The organism is Lacicoccus kunmingensis DSM 17847, assembly GCF_059568765.1.
This window is the reverse complement of sequence record NZ_JCANUC010000012.1, coordinates 1-20,875: the sequence shown is the minus strand read 5'-3', so window position 1 is coordinate 20,875 and position 20,875 is coordinate 1. Positions and strand designations below refer to the sequence as shown.

The following is a 20,875-nucleotide window of genomic DNA, read 5'->3' as shown; positions in this document are numbered from 1 at the left end:
TGAATAGTATTGGATTGAAGGAAATGTTGCTATAATATCACATAAGGAGTGATATGAATGTCAATTTATGATATTGAAGTTACAGAAACAGATGGCAGTAATTATCCGCTTGAAAAGTATAAAGGACGTCCGATGCTGATTGTAAATACAGCAAGTAAATGTGGCTTCACACCACAGTTTGACGGCTTAGAAAAGCTGTATCAGAACTATAAGGATGATGGCCTGATTGTCCTTGGGTTTCCATGCAATCAATTTGGCGGACAGGAACCTGGAACAGCCGAAGAAGCAGCTGAAAACTGTAAGCTGAATTATGGAGTATCTTTTCCGATGCATCAGAAGATTAATGTTAATGGAGAGGATGAACACCCCCTGTATGAGCATTTGAAGTCATCCAAAAAGGGATTGTTCAATGACAAGATTAAATGGAATTTCACTAAGTTCCTTGTGGATAAAGATGGTGAAGTGATAGAGAGATATGCACCTAAAACAAAACCGGAAGATATAAATGAAGATGTAGAGAAGATTTTATAACGGTGCACATTATATGGTTTAAATGCAGTGAGTCAAAGGTTTTAGAGTGTTTGATTAAAAAAATAACGCAGCTGTAACGACAAAAAAACAGGAATGTTTCACGGGAAACATTCCTGTTTTGCATCCTATTTATAAATGTACTTTATGACCTCTACTGCCTGGTCCACAGTTTCAACAGTCACATTTGCTTTATTGGATAGTTCTTTAAGAGCGTGGATTGCGCTCTCCGGTCTGATAATGATTAAAGGTTTGCCAAGGTTGATGGCTGTAGTGGCGTCCATCGTCGTATTCCATTGCTTATACTTTTCACCGTATAATGCAACAACAAAATCTGCCTTGTTCATAAGAACTGAAGTTCTGAAGTTATTAATACTTGAAGCAGCATCGTCTCTAAAGTAATCGTTGGGCTGCTTACCTAAAACGTTCTCACCAATGTCATCAGATAAATCGTGATTGGTCTGCGGACCGACAAAATTCAGCTTTAAACCACTTTCCTTTGCCTTTTTTTCAACTTCTCCGCGCCAGTCATCATGAATCTGACCTGCGAGATAAACTGTAAACTCCATTAATTAATATCCTCCTTGTAAATCATAAGTTATATATACTCTACTATAATTATGATAATATAGAAATTGAAATGATTAACACTGTAAGGATGTGGCTAGATGAAGGTTGCTCTATTTGATTTTGACGGCACATTGTATCCTCATGAAACATTTGATATATTGATAGAAAAAATAAAAAAGCATCCTGACTATAAGACAGTCTACAATAAATTCATCAGGAATTTTGCACCAATCTACATCGGTTATAAGTTGAAGCTGGTGTCAAAGCTGACCATGCAGAACAAAGCGCTTGAAAAATATATTCATTCTTTTAAAGGAATGGACAAAGAGGAAATCGAGAGTTTCTTTCATGAGATAGCGAATAGCATGGTTGAAGATATGCGCCCCACTCTGGTTGAGCAGCTTCGTAAACTTAAAGAGGACAATTATTATATTGTTCTGGTTTCCGGCGCATTCATGCCGTTATTGGAGGCAGTCTTCAAATCGGAATCCGTAGATTATATTTTTGGTTCTGTCATCCATTATGATGGAGGTAAGCTGGATCACAAAAAACAATTCAACAGATTACATTCAGGAATGAAAGTTAAGCTTTTAATGGACCATTTTAACAATAGAGGTGATACAGTGGACTGGGAGAACAGTCTGGCCTTCAGTGACAGTTATTCAGACATCCAGATGCTGGAACTGGTAGGAAATCCGGTGGCTGTACAACCGGATAAAAAGTTGTTGAAAATAGCGACCGAGAAAAACTGGAAAATATACAATTAAGGAGTTAATGATATTGGATTTAACAGTAATAGACGAATATGAACTTTACCCGACAGAAAAGATAGGACCGGCGGTCCAGGGCACATTGATTTATAAAGTGGGAAATCAGACAGAATTTGAAGGTGCATATATCACTACATCTGAAAGAATGATTATGAATGTGGACATGAATGGTGAATCATATAAACGTGTCTTCAGCTATCAGGATATTGTTAAAGCTTATATTGAAAAAGAAGCATTGTTTCTTGAATTCCCTGAAGGCATGGGCAAGATAGCAATGGTCAATGTAACTAAAGGCGACGGGGAAGAGTTCATAGAATTTGTAAGTTCAAAATTACAGAATTAATAAAGAGTCCTGAAAAGGACTCTTTTTATTGGTATAACACATTTTGGTTACTGTATGACACAATTTATTAAAACCCTTTAATCATTAAATTAAAAGGAGTATAATGAATGGTAATAGAACATAAAAAACTAAACCTTCTTATTGTTACAATTTTAGAAGGTTCTAAATGTGTAAAAGGAGCGCTTTAAAAGATTATGACTCAGTTAGAAGATAAAAAAGATATTATTTTAATAGGCAGCGGCGTCATGAGTGCTACTTTGGGGACAATTATAAAACAACTTAACCCCGGGTGGAATATTAAAGTATTTGAAAAGCTGGAGAGTTCAGGACAGGAAAGTTCTGATGCGTGGAACAATGCAGGGACAGGACACTCCGCATTATGTGAATTAAACTATACACCTGAACAGGCTGACGGATCATTGGATATAAGCAAAGCAGTGAAAATCAATGAACAGTTTCAAGTCAGTAAACAGTTTTGGGCCTATCTTGTGGATCAGGGCATGTTGGAAACTCCAGAAAAATTCATTAGACAGGTGCCCCACTTAAGCTTTGTAGAAGGCAAAAAGAATGTGGAGTTTTTAAATAAACGCATTGATTCACTTACAGATAACCCATTATTTGAAGGTATGGAATTCGCAGATGATTATGAAACGCTGAAAGAATGGATTCCGTTGATGATGGAAGGACGAGAGCCTGATCAGGATATCGCGGCTACTAAAATCGACACAGGGACAGACGTCAACTTCGGTGCACTATCCCGTAAGCTGTTCTCCCTGCTTGAAGAACAGAATGTAGAAATGAACTACAACCACAGTGTTGAAGATCTGAAACAGCTGGATAACAATAAATGGCAGGTTACAGTGAAGAATCATAATACAGGTAAAACTGAATACCATATAAGTGATTTCGTATTTATAGGAGCTGGCGGCAACAGTCTTCCGTTGCTTCAGAAAACAGGAATTGAGGAATCTAAAAATGTCGGTGGATTCCCTGTAAGCGGTATGTTCCTCGCATGTACTGACGAAGAAGTGATAAACAAGCATAATGCCAAAGTATATGGAAAAGCAAAAGTGGGTGCCCCGCCGATGTCTGTGCCCCACCTAGATACACGTTATATAGATGGAAAGAGAAGTTTATTATTTGGTCCTTTTGCCGGTTTCTCACCGAAGTTTTTAAAAACAGGTTCTTATATGGACCTTGTAAACTCAGTAAAGCCCTATAACGTTCTTACAATGCTCTCAGCAGGTGCAAAAGAGATGGGATTGACAAAGTATCTGATTCAGCAGGTATTGCTTTCTGATGAAGACCGTATGGATGATTTAAGAGAGTTTATACCGGATGCCAAAAGCGAAGATTGGGAACTCGTTGTAGCAGGACAGCGTGTACAGGTCATCAAAGATACAGATGATAAAGGTAAAGGGACGTTACAGTTCGGTACTGAGGTTATAACGTCATCAGATGGCACTGTTGCAGCGCTTTTAGGCGCTTCGCCAGGAGCATCTGTAGCAGTAGAAGTAATGCTCGACATACTAAAACGATGCTTCCCGGAACAGTATTCACAGTGGGAAGACAAAATAAAAGAGATGGTACCTTCCTATGGTATCAAATTATCAGAGAATCCTAAAATGTTTGAAGAAATTCATGAAAACACATCTGAATCATTAAGGTTATCAACTGGTGAAGATAGCGTACTATTAAGTTAAATAAGTAAAAAAGAAGCGATTCATTGATGTGAACTCAAAAGTTGAACTTTTGAGGCGCACGTCACATTCGAATCGCTTCTTTCTTTATTTAGTATAACTATTGGATAACGCCTGTTCCAGATCATTTCTTATATCTTCGTAAGATTCTATGCCGACTGACAGTCGAATTAACTGTTGGTCGATGCCCCTTGCTTCCAACTCTTCCTTAGGCATGTCCGCATGTGTCTGTGTATAAGGAAAAGTGATGAATGTCTCTGTACCGCCTAGACTCTCGGCAAATGTACACAGTTTAACACTTTCGAGTAGTTGAGCGACACTATACCCTTCCTCGAGCCTTAGACTTAACATACCGGTCTGACCGGAATATAAGACATCTTTGATCGCGTCATGATTAGTAAAGTATTCAGCGAGCTTACCGGCATTTTCCTGGGCTCTCTCGACTCTTAGGTGCAGCGTCTTTAAACCTCTGATCAATAAGTAGCTGTCGATTGGGGACAAAGTCGCACCTATCATATTATGAAATTCCGACAGTTTGTTGCCCAAATCATCGTTATTCACCGTTACAACGCCACCCAATACATCGTTATGCCCACCGATGTACTTAGTGGCTGAATGAATCACTATATCAGCGCCCTGCTTGAGCGGTTGGGATAAGTAAGGTGTCAGAAAAGTGTTATCTATTATGGTGGTTATACCGTTATCCTTAGCGATATTTATGAGTGAATCCAAAGGAGCTTTCATCATTGAAGGATTAGTAATAGGCTCTATGAAAAAGGCTTTTGTATTGCTTGTCATCTGTTCTTTTACCGCATCAACATCAGTGAAGTCTACATATTTGAACTTAACATTGTATTGTTTTGTATAGAAGTCAAACAGTCTGAAGGTACCGCCGTATAAATCAAAGCTTACCAGAATCTCATCATCCTGTTTGAAAAGGTTGCATACAAGCTGTATGGCAGCCATGCCACTTGAAGTACCAAGAGAATGCGTGCCGCCTTCCAATTCTGCGAATGATTCTTCAAACTGAGATCTTGTAGGGTTTTTAGTTCTCGTATAGTCAAACCCTGTCGATTCGCCTAATTTGGGGTGTTGATAAGCCGTAGCCAAATATATTGGATTTGATGTAGCTCCGGTATGATCGTTCACTAATGATAATTGAGAAAGTTTTGTGTCCATTTAATACCTCCAAGTCTGATAGGATTTGAATATTAGGATTAATATACAAATGATTCTTAATAAAGTCAATATGAATAAGTAATAATCAATTTAAATAACTCTGGAATTATAGTATAATTAACGCTATAGATATTAAATGACATATATTTAGTTTATTATTGAAACGGTATGCATAACTTAATGATCATAACGCTATAAATGTTAATGTATAGCGGTTTAATAAATTTAGTAACGGCGGTCGCATCAACGTTACTAAAACGTTATTCTCTCATTGTCAAACCTGGGAGTTCATGGTTATTTGAGTATAGTGTCGTTATAATATACATTAATGATTAACCCGGAGGTAATAAGGATGAAAGAACTTAATCAGGCAGTTTATTACACAACTGCACAAGTTACAGAATTGGTTGACTTATCTGATCAAAATGTCCGAAAGTATGTGAGGCTGCTTGAAGATAGAAAATATGAGGTGGCTAAAGATGAACACAATAGACGTTTGTTTTCAGCAAATGATGTACTGATACTGAGAGAATTAATTACGAAGGCTAAGAAACCAGGTTATACATTGGAATCTGCAGCTGATGAAATAGTGAATGAAATAGGTGAGATAATATCTGCTTCGGGTCATGGTGTTTCCACAACATCCAACGATAATGATATTAAAGAGATGTTCACCCATGTAATAGAGAGATTAGATGCAATACAGGATGAAAATAAAGATTTAAAAGATAATATACGTAATTTGGTCGAACGCTTGGAACAATATGATCAAAATAACTCCCAACGATATCTTGAAACCGCGGCTTCAGAAGAATACAGCGCTGATAATAACGTTACAGAAAATAGCGTATCAGAGATGACTGTTGATTCAATTGAAGGTATCGGAAGTAAAGATGATAACGCAGATAATAATGCTGAATCTACTGAGAATGACGAAACAGATAACGATATTTATAAGGATGTAAATGAATCTGCAGAGCCAAATGATACCGAGAAAGAACAATCAGTTGATGAAGCACCTTCTGTCAGTGAAAATCAGGAAAAAAATAATGTTGATATGAGGAATTTCAGCCAGGAGGAAGAAAGTGTATCAGGAGAGAATCGTGATGAAGACGTGCAGCAGGAGAACACTCAGTCGTCCAATGAAAATGATGAAGAGAAAGAGGGGTTCTTCAGTAGCCTGTTTAAAATGTTTAAGAAATAAAGTTTTATTTTAAACTGCAAAGGGGAGAGTGGCTTGACTAAGAAACGATGGTTTTAACTTGCTGTGGCAATACTTTTTGTACTCATCATGTTAGTGCTGCTCATGCAAGTGTCGAGTATATTCTATCCTTTCGCAGCTTTGTTGGATACATTGTTTAGACCGTTGCTTTTTGGAGGTCTTTTGTATTAAATCGCCTTGGCTTTTCAGACACTTTTAGAGAGAAATGGACTAAACAGAATATCGAGTATTTTAATTATAATACTTATATTATCATTATTCATCGGAATAATAGGGTATTTTGCTGCACCAATAATCGTCAGCTAAAGCCAAAAACTAATTTTTAGATGGCCGGAATTTCATCAGGAATTGGAGAGCATGGCAGGTTAAGTCATAACTTAAAGAGAGTCGCTTTCTGATTTCATTGTGATATTTATCGCTAATATTATTATGGTTTTGAGTGACTCCTTTTCAGGTGCGATAACGGATGTAGTGAGTCTGGTGATCAACACTATCTCAACGTTATTCATGATTATCATCATCCCGTTTTTCTTATTTTTTATGTTGAAAGACCATGAAAAGTTTATTCCAGGTGTAACAGGTCTATTCACCGGAGAAATGAGATTATTTATAATTAGCCTGCTGGTTGATATCGATGGTGTATTGAATGCCTTTATCCAGGGACAACTTATGGCCAGCATTATCAGAGCGTTATTTTTATACATAGGATTTGTGCTTCTTAATGTCGAATATGGTATTGTGCTTGTAATTTTAGCGTTATTTTTGAATGTTATACCATTTTTAGGCGATTGGTAATATTCATTATAGTCATGACTTTTGCGTTGGTACAGTCATCCTCAATGACGATATGAATCAGCGTTATTTTTCTGATAAGCTGCTATCTGGAATCAAAGTGGGTGACACCGGTGATAGTTTCAACACAGCTGACAATCCATCCTTTGACTGTTATGCCATTGATTATAGGATTTGCTAATTTGGCAGGGTTCTGGGGGATAATTTTATCAATACCATTATATGCAGTACTACGTGCGGTGATTATAAACATTTTTAAATATAGATACGATATAAAAGCAACAATGCTGAACGATATTATAGAAAGATAAAAAAATCCCGTTTATATTAATTTATAAACGGGATTTTATATATATTTCTTCATTCTGATTAATGAACATTGCCGCAGGTTACCGCAATTAATGCTTTAATTGTATGCATCCTGTTTTCAGCCTGATCAAAAACTTTTGAGGCCGGACTTCTGAACACATCATCAGTGACTTCAAGTCCGTCTACATTAAATTTTTCATAGGCAAGTTTGCCGACATCTGTTGATTTATCATGAATTGCAGGGAGACAGTGTAAAAAGATAGTATCTTTTTTGTCTGTCATATCCATCAATTCCTGGTTGACCTGATAATCGGCGAGCAGTTTAACTCTTTCATCGAGCGCTTCTTCTTCTCCCATTGAACACCATACGTCTGTATATACGACATCACTGTTCGCAACACCCTTTTTTATATCTGAGGTAATCAGTAATTTACTGCCCGAAGCTTTTGCAATATCGTAAGCAATTTTTTGCACTGACACCGTCGGTTGAAGTGACTCAGGCGCAAGGATGTTAATGTTGGCACCAAGGATAGCTCCTGTTACCAGTAAGGAATGAGCGACATTATTTCTGCCGTCTCCAACAAAGGTGATTGTTTTACCTTTGTATGTACCCAGGTGTTCTTTAATGGTTAAAAAGTCAGCCAGCATCTGTGTTGGATGCCATTCATCAGTCAAAGCATTCCAAATGGGAATGTTCGCATGTTCTCCAAGCGATTCAACAGTATCCTGATGATCACCTCTGTATGCAATACCGTCGAACATTGCACCGAGCACTTTTGCTGTGTCCTCTACTGATTCTTTGGAACCGAGTTGAATATCGTTTTTGTTCAGGTATTCTACATTTGCTCCAAGTTTTGTAGCTGCTACTGTAAATGCAGAACGTGTACGTGTAGACTGCTTTTCAAAGATTAATGCAATATGCTTTCCACTCATGAATCGCTGAGGGATACCATGTTTTTCTTTCTTTTTTAAATCTGCTGCAAAGTTAATCAAAGTTTCCAAATCATCTTTGGAAAAGTCGATTTCCTTTAAAAAGCTTTTTCCGTAAAATTTATTAAGTTCTATTTGCTTTGCCGCCCCATGTAACCATCTCCTAAATCGTTAATAAATCATATTATACATAGAAAGGTTCTGAATGTAAATAAATATTTAGTTTTATGTATAAAGATACTTATTTCGATGTCTAAAAGGCTCTAGAATCTATAGATATACAAAATAAAAAAAGCAAAACCAGAGCTGGTTTTACTTTTTCATTCTTCGGGGATCTCGATATTATGCAGATCCTGATATCTTTTGCGGGATTCGACCATCATTTGTTCCATAGTGTCTATATCTTCGTCCTCAATTGCCGTCGATAATTTTTCAAGCTGTAACTTAAATTCATCGATATGTTTCTGGAGATAGTCCTTATTCATAATAAAAAGCTCGGGCCACAGTTTATCATTGATGTTTGTAATCCTCGTCAAGTCGCGGTAGCTGTCTCCTGTATATTTTTTTGTATTTCGGTTTATATCATCACTGTTGATTAAAGAAATTGCGATAACGTGCGCCAGCTGACTCGTAAACCCTATGACTTCATCGTGAAACTCAGGAGAAATCTCGGTAATATTACTGAAGCCGATAAGGGTCAGAAACTCTTTTAATAACTGTATATTTTCAGGCTTGTTTCTTTTTGTCGGTGTAATCAAATAGTTGGCACCGATGAAAACTTCGCTGCTCGCGTATTTGAGCCCGCGATTTTCACGGCCGGCCATGGGATGGCCAAATATGAAATCAACTTTTGGAGGCAGCTTATTTTCTATTTCTTCAATGACCTTCCTTTTAACACCTGTGACATCATTAATGATCGTATTTTCCTGGAAAAGTGAATAGTACTGATCGATAATATTTACAATAACTTTTGGATACACTGCAAAAAGTATAAAATTCGCTTCAGGAATGATGTCTTTGGGGTTTGTATATCCTTTTTTTATCAGACCTTGTTCTTCTGCTGACCGGAGCGTTTCTTCATCAACGTCTATGGCATATACATCATGTCCTTCTGTATGCTTTTGTATAGCCTGTGCAAATGAACCGCCGATATTTCCTAGGCCAATGATGACTATATTCATGTAATTCCTCCAATATGATTATACTTTTGAGTATATAGCTAAAGTAAATAAACGACAAGATTTTTAAAAGTCTGAACATTTTAATATTTTGGGTTGACAAAGAAATCATTACCCAATATAATTGCAATCAACCACATTACAAATTGGAGCGATTACTATGTTGAACAGATTAACCGAACAACAAATTAATAATCGATTTTACTTTAGCTATTTTTGATGCCGTTTGTACTCATCATTGCGTACAAACGTAAAACTAACCAAAGTTTGTATCAATGATGGCTAAAGCATTTTGTAATGTCTAGCCATTTTAAAATAAGTGGCTGGAGACTCGGACTAGTATATTATTTCAACAACTGCCACTTATTTAATATTAAGTGGCAGTTTTATTTTTTTAAAAATTATGGGAGGTTTTTTATTATGATTATTCATGTTACGCATGATGCCAAAGAAACAGAGATTGAAATGTTAGTTTCAAATATTGAAGAAGCGGGTTTTCGTGTACACCGTTCTGACGGGGAAAGAAGAACAATAATTGGACTTATTGGAGATACTTCCCGGGTAGACGAGAATGACTTCAAAAAATACAGAATAGTGAAGGCGGTATACAGAATCCAGTCACCATATAAGAAAGCGAACCGAAGGTTCCACGAAGATGACAGTGTTATTGATATAGATGGAGTGAAAGTCGGCGGCAGTCATTTCATGGTATGTGCTGGTCCTTGCTCTGTCGAGAACGAAGAGGATACTGTAGCACTTGCAAAACAGCTTAAAGATGCCGGTGCCAACACTTTAAGAGGTGGAGCGTTCAAGCCGCGTACTTCACCATACAGCTTCCAGGGACTGGGTATTGAAGGACTGCGTATACTTAATACAGCTAAGCAGGAAACAGGCCTGCCTATCGTATCTGAACTGATGGGTACCGAATATATCGATGAGTTCGTTGATATGGTGGATGTAATCCAGGTTGGTGCACGTAATATGTCTAACTTCGACCTGCTTAAAGTACTTGGTCAGACGAATAAGCCGGTTCTTCTTAAGCGAGGTATGTCTGCAACTATCCAGGAGTGGTTAATGTCTGCTGAGTACATCATGGCAGGCGGAAATGACAACGTAATCTTTTGTGAAAGAGGTATCCGTACTTTTGAAACAGCGACACGTAACACGCTTGACCTTCAGGCTGTACCAGTGATTCAAAAAGAATCCCACTTGCCGATAGTGATTGACCCATCCCACGCGGCAGGAACAAGATACGTCATTCCTTCCATGGCTAAATCAGCTGTTGTATCCGGTGCGAACGGACTTCAGATAGAAGTGCACCAGGATCCTGAAAATGCATGGAGTGACGGCCAGCAGTGTCTGACACCTGCAGAATTCAAAGACTTGATGCAGCACATCAACATCCTTGCAGAAATGGAAGGTAAGACTATTACGAATGACACTATCGTTCAAAAATAATGATAAGGAGGAGTACCCATGACGAAACATGATATGTTGCGTAAAGAAATTGATGAAATTGACCAGGAGTTAATGCGTCTGTTTGAAAGAAGAATGCAGATATCAGAAGAGATAGCTCAATATAAGTATGCTCGGGATATTGCTGTATTCGACTCATCACGTGAAAAACAAGTGATTGATAAAAATGTAGCTCTAATAGAAAATCAGAGTTTGAAACTCTATGGTGAATTATTTATTAAAAATCTCATGGGACTCTCCAGAAAGCATCAAAATGATAGTATTAATCATATGAAAGTTTCCCACAAATCATAAAAAAACTCAGGTCCACTGGACCTGAGTTCTTTATTTCCCTAAATCATTTAAATCATAATATGTGTTCTGATAAGTTTCATTCAGCCAATTATTGAACAATAAGTGGCCATGTGATTTCCAGTTGAAGTAAGGTTCGTTATTTGAGTCATCGTCCGGGAAGTAGTTATGGGGCATGCCGATATCTGCCCCTTTTTCAATGTCTCTGATGTACTCATTATTCAAGGTATTGCGTTCATATTCCAAATGTCCGAATATATAAAGATCTCTACTGTCTTCGGTACTGAGTATGTCGGGTCCAAAATCAGGATGGACCGACAGTACCTTCAATTCCGGATGTCTGTCCAGAGTAGAGAAATCCATTCTGGTATGCCTTGAATGGGGCACTTCGAACTGATCATCAAAGCCTCTCATCAAAGGGTGGGTCGGCAGAATGTTCTTATATTTGAAAATGCCGAATAATTTACTAGACAGCATGATTTTATCAAACTGATAGTAGTAATTCAGAGCATGCTGGGCACCCCAGCATATGAAAAATCTTGAGAACACATATGTTTCCGACCATTTCAGAATGGCTTCCAACTCATTAATATAATCAACCTGGTTAAAGTCCAGTTTTTCGACCGGAGCGCCGGTGACAATCATGCCGTCAAAGCGCTCCTCCTTAATTTCATCGAAAGTCCTGTAATATTTATGAAGATGACTGGTCGGGGTGTTTTTACTTTTGTGTGTCTCAGTATATAAAAACTCAATATCTATCTGCAGTGGTGTATTGCCGAGAAGTCTTAACAGATGCAACTCCGTCTCTTCTTTTTTAGGCATTAGATTTAAAATTAAAATTCTGATCGGACGAATGTCCTGTGTCGTTGCCCTGGAAGCATCAATTGTAAATACATTTTCCTGTTCTAACCTTTTTTTAACCGGTAATCCTTCAACTATTTTTATTGGCATTAAATCGCATCCAGACCTTTATTGATATCATCAAGTATATCATCTATATGCTCAAGACCGATAGAAAGGCGCACTGTTTCCGGTTTTACACCGCCTGCCAGCTGCTGTTCTTCGGTCAACTGTGCGTGAGTAGTGGACGCCGGGTGAACAACAAGAGATTTTGCATCGCCCACGTTCGCAAGCATTGAAAACAGCTCGAGTGATTCAATGAACTTCTTGCCCGCTTCATAGCCGCCTTTGACTCCGAAAGTGAATATGGACCCTGCGCCTTTTGGCAGATATTTTTCTTGTAATTGCTTGTAAGGACTGTCTGACAGACCTGCAAAATCAATCCATTCAACTTTTTCATGGTTGGCCAGATAATCAGCGACTTTAGCTGCGTTCTCAACATGTCTTTCCATTCTTAGGGAAAGTGTTTCTATACCTTGAGTCAGAAGGAAAGAGTTGAATGGTGAAATGGCAGCGCCGGTATCTCTTAACAGAGTTGTTCTGATTTTATATGCAAAAGCCTGATCGCCGAATGTGTCAGCGAAAACCAGTCCATGATAGGAATTATCAGGTTCACTGAATCCTGGGTACTTTCCATTATTCCAATCAAAATTCCCGCCGTCGACAATGACACCGCCGATTGATGTACCATGGCCGCCTAAAAATTTAGTGGCTGAGTGAATGACGATATTTGCACCGTGCTCAATCGGACGGCACAGATATGGTGTTGCAAATGTATTGTCCACAATTAAAACAATATTATTATCCTGTGCGATTTTTGACAATGCTTCCAGATCCTCGATGTTACCTTCCGGATTGCCGATTGTTTCAACAAATATCGCTTTAGTATTGTCTTTTATTTCACGTGAAACATTATTTATATCTTTAGTATTTACTAAGGACACATCAATTCCAAATTTTTTGAAAGTGTGTGTAAATAAAGTGTGCGTTCCGCCGTACAGGCTAGTCGTTGAAATAATATGGTCGCCGGCGTCGGCCACACCCTGGATGGCATAAGTGATGGCAGCCATACCGGAAGCTACTGCGAGCCCTGCTGTTCCGCCTTCCAGCTCCGCAACTCTTGTTTCGAGTGCTGCGGATGTTGGATTTGTTATACGTGTATATATATTACCTGCTTCTGATAATCCGAAAAGGTTGGCACCGTGCTCAGTATCATCAAAAACATAAGATGTTGTTTGATAGATTGGGAGTGCGCGGGACTTTGTTTCGGAATCGACCACCTGACCTGAATGTAATTGCTTAGTTTCGAACTTAAAATCTTTTGACATTAATATTTCCTCCTTAGTAAATAAAAGAGCCTGCTAAAATTTAGCAGACTCATATCTGCTCATCTTCCGGGGGATTCCCGGCTGGAATTAGCACCTTACTTAAAAGGTTGCCGGACTTCGTCGGGCCAGTCCCCTCCGTCACTCTTGATAAGCTATATTTAATATTTTTTCTAATGTTACATCCCAAAGTCTGTTTTGTCAAATAATTTACAAGATTAAAAATAATCTGAAAAATGGAGGGGCGAAGAGTAACGCTATGCGTTACTCCCTGTATCGCCTTATTTCCAGATGTATTTCAACAGTTTCTGAAATTTTTTATAGGTAGGATAACGTAACGGAATATCGAATAAAGTCGTCTGTTTCAGTATGCTTTTGGAGTGACTGAACGTATCGAAGGAATAACGCCCATGATATTTCCCCATACCGCTGTTTCCCCGGCCCCCGAACGGCAGGTGGGGTGTGGCCAGATGATACATTGTATCGTTGATGGCACCGCCGCCGAAAGGTATGCTGTTTATGACATGCTGTGCAGTTTTTTTATTTTCGGTAAAAACATACAGTGCCAGAGGATCGGGCAGATCTCTGATATCAATCAATGCTTTTTCCAGATTGTCATAACCGAGAACGGGCAGGACAGGGCCGAATATTTCTTCTTCCATCGCAGGATGGCTGAAATCGGCATTTTGAATAATCGTTGGCTCAATCATCCGTTTGGATTTATGACTGCGCCCGCCATAGGCAATGTCACCTTGAATGTAATTATGGACACGTTCGAAATGATCATTGTTTATAATCTGCATATAATTCTGTTGTTCAAATTCTTTATTATAAAATTTATGAGTATAATGTTTTAAGTGTTTAGTCAGCTGATCTTTAACACTGTTATCTACATAAATATAGTCTGTAGCCACACAAGTCTGGCCGGCATTCATAAATTTGCCCCATACGATTCTTTTTGCCGCATATTTCAAGTTGGCATCTTTTGTGACGATGCTCGGAGACTTACCACCCAGCTCGAGAGTCACAGGTGTTAAATTTTTTGAAGCGGCTTCCATCACAACTTTACCGACGTGTGAACTGCCTGTGTAGAATATATAATCAAAAGGCAGACTTAAAAGCTGCTGGTTGGTTTCAATGCCGCCTTCTATTGATGTGACATATTTTTCAGGTAAGGCAAGACCAATCACTTTTGTAATGACCTCCGATACATGTGGCGTATGCTCAGAAGGCTTCAATATGGCAGTGTTGCCTGCGCTCAGTGCGCCGACCAGCGGTGCAAGAGCGAGATTGAAAGGATAATTCCACGGAGAAATAATCAATGTAACACCATAAGGCTCTTTGTAAATTGTAGACTTCGAGCCGAAATGGGTCACCGGTGTTTTTACATTGACAGGTTCTGCCCACACGGATAAGTGTTTAAGGTGGAAATTTATTTCACTGTAGACAATTCCAATTTCTGTTAAGAAAGCATCGCTTTCGTTTTTGTTGAAATCTGCTTTCATAGCAAACAACAAATCATCTTCATAAAATTTGATTGCGTCTTTAAGCTGTTTCAACGCTTTAATCCGGACGTCTAATGACAATGTTTCCTTAGTTTGGAAAAATTGTTTTTGCTTATTAAATATAGATTCGTACATATACTCACTCCTTATAGACTGGTTACCCGATTTAAAAATTGTTAATTAAAGAAGAAAATATTGCATTTTATTAATAACTTCCTATAATTAATAGTACTTAACAATAAAAGGTGATGCTCATGAACGATAAGTTTAATATTTTAAAAGGCAGTTTAACAACCTATCAACTAAGCGAAGCTTTAGAAATAACAATAGAACAGGTCGAAGCTGTTTTGAATGAAGAAATTGATGTTTCGGACTTCAGTCCGGAAGTGATCAATAAAATTCATCATTTGGAAAATGCGTTGTTCGGGCATGTCGAGAAATGAATTGAATGTATTGAGCATATAGTTGAAGTTCATGGAATCTGTGGTATAATAAGTTATTGATATTTCGATACTTATGAAGAAGGTGACATTATGAACACTGAATTGAACCTTTCACTCCTCGTGGAAAAACTAACTGCATACCAAATCAGTCGAGCTGTAGGTGTCGATATGAACTTAGCACAGAAAATTGTTGACGAAGAAATAAAACTCGAAGATTTACCAGAAGATACATTAGGTAAGTTGCAGGAATTGAATCATAAATTGATGAACTGAGACTGATAAAGTCTCTTTTTTTTTTACTTCTTTTGACGTATGTGAATAGCTGTATGAAAAATGTTATTATTAATATACTAAATATTTTTTATAAAGGAGCAAACTTATGAATCTGCTGATTATTTCCGGGAGTCCATTTCCAGGTTCAAGTACAGCTTTTTTAGCAGAAGAAATAAAAGCTCAGATTGAACAGCCTGAAAACCACGTGGAAATAATTGATTTATGCCAATGGGATATTCCATTACTCGGGCATCCTGGTACAAAAGAACTTGAGGAATTTAAACAGATTGCGACTAAAGCGGATGCCATAATAATTGGAACGCCGAACTTCCATACTTCATTTTCAGGGATATTGAAAAATGCTTTGGACCATTTATCATTTGATCAGTTTGAAGAAAAGCCGGTCGCCCTGTACTGTACAAGCGGCGGTATGCGGAACACAGATCCGCTGGCCCAGCTGAGAATAGTAATGAGAGGACTGCATGCGCTGGCTCTGCCGACCCAGCTCTGTGCAAGCAGTTCCGATTATAAGAAAGATGAAAATGGCAAGTATAGCGAACTAAGTAATGAGATGAAGCAAAGAATCGGCAAGATGGTGGATTCATTAATCTCACTCGCGGGTATGACTAAAAGTAAGCATCATATTTGATGCTTACTTTTTTATGGTATTGCTTTTATGCCATACAAGTATACAAAGGAAAAGGATAAAAAATATGTTGAATAAAGATAAAGACGATTTGCCATTATTGTTGTTGAGTGCCATCATGGGGATTTTTGTCATAGCATTTATCGTTTCGGAAACAACAGGCAATAGAAATTATCAGTCTGAATATACATTTGATGAAGCTGTTTCAGCTCATATGGAGAAAAATACGCAGGATGTCACCATTGAAGATGGCGAGTTGACGGATGCTGACGAAAACCAAATCAGAGAATATATGAGTACCGATAAAGACCATTATCCTCTGCAGCATATGGATTTGCGCGATAAAGTGGATGCCGAAACTGAAATCTTGAATGAGATATTGGAGGGCAAGGGCGTACTTGAAAACCATGGAGAAACTTTTTTGGAAGCTCAAAATATACATGATATCAATGTGCTGTACTTGATCAGCCATGCGCAACTGGAGACCGGGAATGGTCAGTCGGAACTGGCGCAGGGCATTAAAACAGATGAAACCTATTACAATTTTTTCGGCATCGGTGCTTTTGATAAACAAGCAGTGGAAGCGGGGGCGAGTTACGCTGAGCAGGTAAACTGGACGTCTCCTGAAGCGGCTATACTGGGCGGCGCAGAGTTCATAAGTGATAATTATGTCAACAATTATCAAAATACGTTATATAAAATGAGATGGAACCCTGAAAATCCGGGCAATCATCAATATGCTACGGACATCAGATGGCCGGTTATCATCGCTGATATAATGTCCTCATATTATAATGAATATAATTTAAATACTGGAAAAATGGAGTATACGGAATACCGTAATGAAGATTAAAACGTCACCATCATTTAATGGCGACGTTTTTTTAATCTAAAAAATTACGGACGGTATGATCAATGTCATCTGATTCGGCAATTGCTGAAATTACTGAGATGCCATCCGCACCGTTAGAAATGCAATCGGTATAGTTGCTTTCTGTTATTCCGCCGATGGCGACCATCGGCAGCTGTCCTATCTTTTGGCGCATCAACTTCAGCCCGGAAACACCTATCGCATCCCCCGCATCGTCTTTGGACCCTGTTGGAAATACTGGACCTGTACCGATGTAACTGACATTGTCGAGGTTGCTTGCGGCAAGTTCGGTTTCATCGCGTACAGACAGACCCACCAACTTATCATCGAAATATGCAGGCAAACTGTCAGGGTCCATATCATCCTGACCGATATGGATACCGTCGGCTTTCACTGCCAGTGCCAGCTCTACATCATCGTTAATAATAAAGGGCACATTGTACCTGGCGGTCAGCTCCTGTACTGAAAGAGCAAAGTCTTTAAGCGCTTCTCCTGTCAGGGCCCCTTGTCCTTTTTCCCGCAGTTGGAATAAAGTGATTCCGCTCTGTAATGCCTGTTCTATAATGGAAAGGCTTGTGTTTGTCTCTCCGCTATTTGAGCCATAAATAAAATAAAGTCTTAAATCAGCTTTATTCATGGATTTTAACAACCTTGTCTTTTAAGATATCATCATCATTTAAATACAGCGCATCGATATAATTTGGCAGGAAAGTGCCTGGACCGGCGGTGTTTTTCTCTGCTGCTGATTCGGCACAAAGATTATAGTAGCTTACGGCATTGCCAACAGCGTTATTTACATCGTTATTTGTGGCGATGAAGGCCAGTATGACAGCGCCGAGAAGGCATCCGGACCCCGTTATCTTGCCTTGCAGATAATGACCATTATGAAGAGTGTATTTTTGATCATGTGTAACGACCGCGTCTGTTTCACCTGTGACCAGAACAGGTATTTCATATTTACGGAAGGTATTTTCAGCGATTTCAAGCGCATCGCTTTCCTCAGTGGAATCCACGCCTCGTGAAGTGCCTTCTGCACCTGATAAAGCGAGCATTTCACTTCTGTTTCCTTTGATGAAGTCTATATCGTATTTTTCTATCAGTTCATCAACAAGGTTTTTTCTGAAGGAGGAGGCACCATAACCGACCGGATCCAATACTACAGGAACGTTATTTTTATTTGCCTGGGCAATCATTTCTGACATCAGTTCTTTTTTATGTGCGTCTGCTGTTCCAATATTAATCAACAATCCGTGGGCAACTTTCATCAGTGATTCCGCCTCGTCTTTTTCACCGCTCATAATTGGTGATGCACCGAGGGCAATCAGTCCATTGGCAGTAAAGTTTTTAACGACATCGTTTGTTATGCACACAATCAGCGGCGGTTCTTCACGCAGTGTTTTAATAAATGGCATAATTTTATAATTCTCCTTTATAAGCAAAATGGTTTATCGGTCCGTCGCCTCTGCCGATTTCCGGAGTTTCTTCTATGGCTTTGGTTATATAATTTTTACCGATGTGGAAAGCATCATCCAAAGATTTACCTTTAGCCAGTTCTGCCGTAATGACTGCTGAAAATGTACAACCTGTTCCATGGGTATGATTGGTGTCCACTCTGTCAGAGGACAGACTGCTCTCATTATCTTTTTCAAACAGGTAATCAACGGCTGCGCCTTTCAAGTGCCCCCCCTTTATGATGACGCTGTTCACGCCGATATCTTCAATGAATACTTTGGCAGCTTTTCTTACATCTTCTTCGTTTTCGATATCGACCCCTGTAAGCTTTTCCGCTTCCATAATATTTGGAGTCACCGTCAAGGCGACGGGGAGCAGTTCATTCTTCAAGTAATCTATCGCATCTTCACTGATCAGGTTATGACCGGATGTTGAAATCATGACCGGATCGATGACGAGCGGAATTTCATATTTGGTGACGTAATCCTTTAAAACTTTCATCATCTCTTCAGTGGCAATCATGCCGCTTTTCATTGCATTAGGAATTTCATCGGAAAATATACTTTCAAGCTGTGCTTCCAGAAAGTCTGCGGGGACATGAAATACATCCTGTACCCCCAACGTATTTTGTGCCGTGAGCGAGGTGACTGCCGACATGCCGTAAACCTCTCTTGAGTGAAAAGATTTTATATCTGCCAGAACACCGGCGCCGCCTGTAGGGTCAGTTCCTGCAACCGTCAGAGCAATTGGTAAACCTTGTGCCATTTCCTCTCCATCCTTCCTTTTATAGAAAATAAAAAGCCCGTTTCCGGCAATGAAATCATTGCAGAAGCGGGCTTAGTAATATAAATAACAGCACACACCAAAAGAGCATCATAGTCTATAGAAATATATTTGGTTAGCTGTTTGATATTTATGTACTAAACCACTTCCTTACGCTAGAATTACCCAGATCAAGTCGAAGGGATCAGCACTTCCTGATAATTGCTTATCAGAAATCTGCTATCTCAGCTAAATGCACCCCTAGTGGTACTGTTATTTACTTAGTTTTATGATAAATGTGTAAAGCATGTAAGTCAACTGACTTGGTTATACACTTGAAAGTTATTCACTTTCTTTTATACGCCATGGATGACTGTAGATATTGAATGAATTGCCTCTTACAAATCCGACTGCTGTAATATTCAGATCATGCGCCAATTCGACTGCGAGATCTGTAGGTGCGGACTTGCTCAGAACGATTCCAACACCTATTTTAGCGGCTTTTGTCAAAACTTCAGATGAAATCCGGCCGCTGAATACAAGTATTTTATCTCTGACAGAAATATTATTTTCAACGCAGTAGCCGTACAATTTATCCAGAGCGTTATGACGGCCGATATCACCACGGTGAACGACAGTGCCTTCAGAGCTTCCGAGACTTGCATTATGAATGCCGCCGGTTTCCTTGAAAATTGTGCTTGTCGTCTGCATTTCAATCATCAGTCTGCTTATCTGTTCCGGATTCAATGTCGTCTTACTCATGGATACTTTGGCAGTGTCCACATCATTCTGAAAGTAGAATTGACGGCTTTTACCACAGCATGAGCCGAGTATACGTTTGGAATACTGGAAGTGGTCTGTAGGAATCGATTTATTCAGCTTTATATGACAGAATCCGCCTCTGTCATCAAGGTTGATGGACTTGATGTCTTTATAAGATCTGATTGCGCCTTCAGACGCAAGGAAACCTATGACCAGCTCCTGCAGATGTTCTGGAGAGCAGACGAGGGTGGCAAACTCAATATCGTTTATATAAATAGTCAACGGGAATTCCTCTGCGACTACATCATCTATATCAGAAAATTGCCTGTCCTGGTATCTGACAATTTTTCTGTGTGTCGTTATTTCCATTTTATTACCTCTTTAAAAATATTTTCGAAAACATTTCACAATTTAGACAAAATGTATTGTCGCAATTGTGACGAACATATATACTCCATTATAGCAAACAAATACATTTTATATGATAACCTGAATTATTCATACTTCCCAGTTGAATCCTCAATTGAGTCAAAATCATATGATTTCTGAGATTTTCTCTATTAACTTGGCAAAATCAAAGTCATTGTCTTATTTTGAACGGTGTTTCAGTATGAATATCCAAATCGGATCTGTTTTTGGACAGACTGC

The 20,875-nt window shown here is 38.8% G+C and carries 24 protein-coding genes and 2 riboswitches; of the genes, 13 read left to right on the top strand and 11 right to left on the bottom strand.

Features of this window, described 5'->3' with window-relative positions; genetic code table 11:
- Window positions 1–57 precede the first annotated feature (57 nt).
- Window positions 58–531: a glutathione peroxidase gene (locus BO48_RS11360; protein WP_496367567.1), complete on the top strand. Its 474-nt coding sequence runs from the start codon at window positions 58–60 to the stop codon at window positions 529–531.
- Window positions 532–656: 125 nt separating this feature from the next.
- On the opposite strand, the gene BO48_RS11355 is transcribed toward BO48_RS11360, so the two are convergent.
- On the bottom strand, window positions 657–1,097 hold the full coding sequence (locus BO48_RS11355) for a YtoQ family protein (RefSeq protein WP_496367566.1): 441 nt from the start codon (window positions 1,095–1,097) through the stop codon (window positions 657–659).
- 99 nt (window positions 1,098–1,196) lie between these two features.
- Here BO48_RS11355 and BO48_RS11350 point away from each other — a divergent pair, with 99 nt between their 5' ends.
- From BO48_RS11350 to BO48_RS11340, 3 genes are all read left to right on the top strand, one after another.
- Window positions 1,197–1,865, top strand: coding sequence for an HAD family hydrolase (locus BO48_RS11350; protein WP_496367565.1), 669 nt, complete (start codon window positions 1,197–1,199; stop codon window positions 1,863–1,865).
- Between the two features lie 13 nt (window positions 1,866–1,878).
- Window positions 1,879–2,211 (top strand): hypothetical protein, encoded by a 333-nt coding sequence (locus tag BO48_RS11345; protein ID WP_496367564.1) that lies wholly within the window; start codon window positions 1,879–1,881, stop codon window positions 2,209–2,211.
- A gap of 194 nt (window positions 2,212–2,405) precedes the next feature.
- Window positions 2,406–3,914, top strand: a complete 1,509-nt coding sequence (locus BO48_RS11340; RefSeq protein ID WP_496367563.1) for a malate:quinone oxidoreductase — start codon at window positions 2,406–2,408, stop codon at window positions 3,912–3,914.
- Window positions 3,915–3,998: 84 nt separating this feature from the next.
- On the opposite strand, the gene BO48_RS11335 is transcribed toward BO48_RS11340, so the two are convergent.
- A complete protein-coding gene (locus BO48_RS11335) occupies window positions 3,999–5,090 on the bottom strand; it encodes a PLP-dependent transferase (RefSeq protein ID WP_496367562.1) in 1,092 nt (363 codons plus the stop codon).
- A gap of 352 nt (window positions 5,091–5,442) precedes the next feature.
- Here BO48_RS11335 and BO48_RS11330 point away from each other — a divergent pair, with 352 nt between their 5' ends.
- From BO48_RS11330 to BO48_RS11320, 3 genes are all read left to right on the top strand, one after another.
- A complete protein-coding gene (locus BO48_RS11330) occupies window positions 5,443–6,294 on the top strand; it encodes a hypothetical protein (protein ID WP_496367561.1) in 852 nt (283 codons plus the stop codon).
- Between the two features lie 423 nt (window positions 6,295–6,717).
- Window positions 6,718–7,107, top strand: coding sequence for an AI-2E family transporter (locus BO48_RS11325; protein WP_496367560.1), 390 nt, complete (start codon window positions 6,718–6,720; stop codon window positions 7,105–7,107).
- Between the two features lie 56 nt (window positions 7,108–7,163).
- On the top strand, window positions 7,164–7,415 hold the full coding sequence (locus tag BO48_RS11320) for an AI-2E family transporter (RefSeq protein WP_496367636.1): 252 nt from the start codon (window positions 7,164–7,166) through the stop codon (window positions 7,413–7,415).
- 58 nt (window positions 7,416–7,473) lie between these two features.
- On the opposite strand, the gene argF is transcribed toward BO48_RS11320, so the two are convergent.
- Both argF and BO48_RS11310 read right to left on the bottom strand, forming a co-directional pair.
- Window positions 7,474–8,478, bottom strand: coding sequence for an ornithine carbamoyltransferase (gene argF, locus BO48_RS11315; protein WP_496367635.1), 1,005 nt, complete (start codon window positions 8,476–8,478; stop codon window positions 7,474–7,476).
- 185 nt (window positions 8,479–8,663) lie between these two features.
- The gene (locus tag BO48_RS11310; protein ID WP_496367559.1) at window positions 8,664–9,524 is read right to left on the bottom strand and encodes a prephenate dehydrogenase; all 861 of its coding nucleotides are present in this window, start codon (window positions 9,522–9,524) and stop codon (window positions 8,664–8,666) included.
- 417 nt (window positions 9,525–9,941) lie between these two features.
- Between BO48_RS11310 and aroF the strand changes: the two genes are divergently transcribed.
- Both aroF and BO48_RS11300 read left to right on the top strand, forming a co-directional pair.
- Window positions 9,942–10,979 (top strand): 3-deoxy-7-phosphoheptulonate synthase, encoded by a 1,038-nt coding sequence (gene aroF / locus BO48_RS11305; RefSeq protein ID WP_496367558.1) that lies wholly within the window; start codon window positions 9,942–9,944, stop codon window positions 10,977–10,979.
- An 18-nt stretch (window positions 10,980–10,997) separates the two neighbouring features.
- On the top strand, window positions 10,998–11,291 hold the full coding sequence (locus BO48_RS11300) for a chorismate mutase (RefSeq protein ID WP_496367557.1): 294 nt from the start codon (window positions 10,998–11,000) through the stop codon (window positions 11,289–11,291).
- Between the two features lie 30 nt (window positions 11,292–11,321).
- On the opposite strand, the gene BO48_RS11295 is transcribed toward BO48_RS11300, so the two are convergent.
- The 3 genes from BO48_RS11295 to BO48_RS11285 all read right to left on the bottom strand — a co-directional run bounded on the left by BO48_RS11295 (window position 11,322) and on the right by BO48_RS11285 (window position 15,153).
- Complete coding sequence (locus BO48_RS11295; RefSeq protein WP_496367556.1) at window positions 11,322–12,239, bottom strand: homoserine O-succinyltransferase; 918 nt, start codon at window positions 12,237–12,239, stop codon at window positions 11,322–11,324.
- Window positions 12,239–13,516 carry an O-acetylhomoserine aminocarboxypropyltransferase/cysteine synthase family protein gene (locus tag BO48_RS11290; protein ID WP_496367555.1) on the bottom strand — a complete coding sequence of 426 codons (1,278 nt, stop codon included), beginning with the start codon at window positions 13,514–13,516 and terminating at the stop codon, window positions 12,239–12,241. The genes BO48_RS11295 and BO48_RS11290 overlap by 1 nt, the downstream gene beginning before the upstream one ends.
- A gap of 56 nt (window positions 13,517–13,572) precedes the next feature.
- Window positions 13,573–13,670, bottom strand: a riboswitch (SAM riboswitch).
- A gap of 124 nt (window positions 13,671–13,794) precedes the next feature.
- A complete protein-coding gene (locus tag BO48_RS11285; protein ID WP_496367554.1) occupies window positions 13,795–15,153 on the bottom strand; it encodes an aldehyde dehydrogenase in 1,359 nt (452 codons plus the stop codon).
- Between the two features lie 119 nt (window positions 15,154–15,272).
- On the opposite strand from BO48_RS11285, the gene BO48_RS11280 reads away from it, so the two are divergent.
- From BO48_RS11280 to BO48_RS11265, 4 genes are all read left to right on the top strand, one after another.
- Window positions 15,273–15,461, top strand: coding sequence for a hypothetical protein (locus tag BO48_RS11280; protein WP_496367553.1), 189 nt, complete (start codon window positions 15,273–15,275; stop codon window positions 15,459–15,461).
- Window positions 15,462–15,551: 90 nt separating this feature from the next.
- On the top strand, window positions 15,552–15,734 hold the full coding sequence (locus BO48_RS11275) for a hypothetical protein (protein ID WP_496367552.1): 183 nt from the start codon (window positions 15,552–15,554) through the stop codon (window positions 15,732–15,734).
- A 106-nt stretch (window positions 15,735–15,840) separates the two neighbouring features.
- Window positions 15,841–16,383, top strand: a complete 543-nt coding sequence (locus BO48_RS11270; protein ID WP_496367551.1) for an NADPH-dependent FMN reductase — start codon at window positions 15,841–15,843, stop codon at window positions 16,381–16,383.
- A 64-nt stretch (window positions 16,384–16,447) separates the two neighbouring features.
- Complete coding sequence (locus BO48_RS11265; protein WP_496367550.1) at window positions 16,448–17,233, top strand: N-acetylglucosaminidase; 786 nt, start codon at window positions 16,448–16,450, stop codon at window positions 17,231–17,233.
- 31 nt (window positions 17,234–17,264) lie between these two features.
- Here the strand turns inward: BO48_RS11265 and thiE are convergent, their stop codons facing one another.
- The 4 genes from thiE to fdhD form a co-directional block, all read right to left on the bottom strand.
- Window positions 17,265–17,888 carry a thiamine phosphate synthase gene (gene thiE, locus BO48_RS11260; protein ID WP_496367549.1) on the bottom strand — a complete coding sequence of 208 codons (624 nt, stop codon included), beginning with the start codon at window positions 17,886–17,888 and terminating at the stop codon, window positions 17,265–17,267.
- Window positions 17,881–18,663, bottom strand: coding sequence for a hydroxyethylthiazole kinase (gene thiM, locus BO48_RS11255; RefSeq protein WP_496367548.1), 783 nt, complete (start codon window positions 18,661–18,663; stop codon window positions 17,881–17,883). Before thiM ends, thiE begins: the two co-directional genes overlap by 8 nt.
- 4 nt (window positions 18,664–18,667) lie before the next feature.
- A complete protein-coding gene (gene thiD, locus BO48_RS11250) occupies window positions 18,668–19,468 on the bottom strand; it encodes a bifunctional hydroxymethylpyrimidine kinase/phosphomethylpyrimidine kinase (RefSeq protein ID WP_496367547.1) in 801 nt (266 codons plus the stop codon).
- A 148-nt stretch (window positions 19,469–19,616) separates the two neighbouring features.
- A riboswitch (TPP riboswitch) is annotated at window positions 19,617–19,738 on the bottom strand.
- A 69-nt stretch (window positions 19,739–19,807) separates the two neighbouring features.
- Window positions 19,808–20,596, bottom strand: coding sequence for a formate dehydrogenase accessory sulfurtransferase FdhD (fdhD, locus tag BO48_RS11245; protein ID WP_496367546.1), 789 nt, complete (start codon window positions 20,594–20,596; stop codon window positions 19,808–19,810).
- Between the last annotated feature and the right edge of the window lie 279 nt (window positions 20,597–20,875).